Annotated in this window: 1 protein-coding gene; it reads right to left on the bottom strand. The window is 66.9% G+C overall.

Annotated features, from left to right (window positions below):
* Window positions 1-174 precede the first annotated feature (174 nt).
* On the bottom strand, window positions 175-516 hold the full coding sequence (locus tag SO140_RS46335; RefSeq protein ID WP_498544254.1) for a Mu transposase domain-containing protein: 342 nt from the start codon (window positions 514-516) through the stop codon (window positions 175-177).
* Between the last annotated feature and the right edge of the window lie 133 nt (window positions 517-649).

Here is a 649-nt window from a genome sequence, read left to right as displayed (position 1 = left end):
GCGCGATCTCGCGCTCGCACAGCAGGATCAGCGTCTCACGCGCCGACAGGTTCGCGCGCGCCGCCTCGTCGAGCAGGCTATCGAGCTGGTCGCGGATGCCGGAGAGCTGCAATCGAGCCAGCATGGCGTCGAGCGGATCGGTGGGGGCTTCGGTTGTTCTCTTTGCGCGCGCCATCAGAAGCTCCCTCCGATCACTGCTTCATATTCGGCAAGAGGACGCAACAACGAGGGCGGTGGAGACGAAGCCGGCACCGTCGGTGCCGCGATCTCCGGTCGGCAGACAGCGCCATCGCGACCGGCAACACCTTCGAGGTGGGCGGAATCGATGATCCGCAGACGACGACCCTCCGATTGCTTGTGGACTGCAACCTCGCGCACGCCATGGCGGATGCGCACCTCGCCGGCTGCGACCGTCACCGCCACGCGCTCGCCGATCAGCCGCCATGGCACCGAGTAGCTGTTCGTGTCGATCTCGACGGCGCAATCGTTACCGACGACGCGGGTCAGTTCGCGCAACGATCCGAACGACGGCCGCCCGCCGAGCAGCTTCAACCGGTGTGCCTCGTCACGCTCAAAGCGGACGATCGGCGCCTCGCCGGTCGTGCCGTGGATACGCACGTTCGCCACCTCACGCTCCCACTCGGCGAGA

The sequence above is a fragment of the Bradyrhizobium sp. UFLA05-108 genome (genome assembly GCF_059803455.1).
The sequence above is the reverse complement of the archived record's forward strand: the minus strand, read 5'-3'. Positions and strand labels throughout refer to the sequence as shown.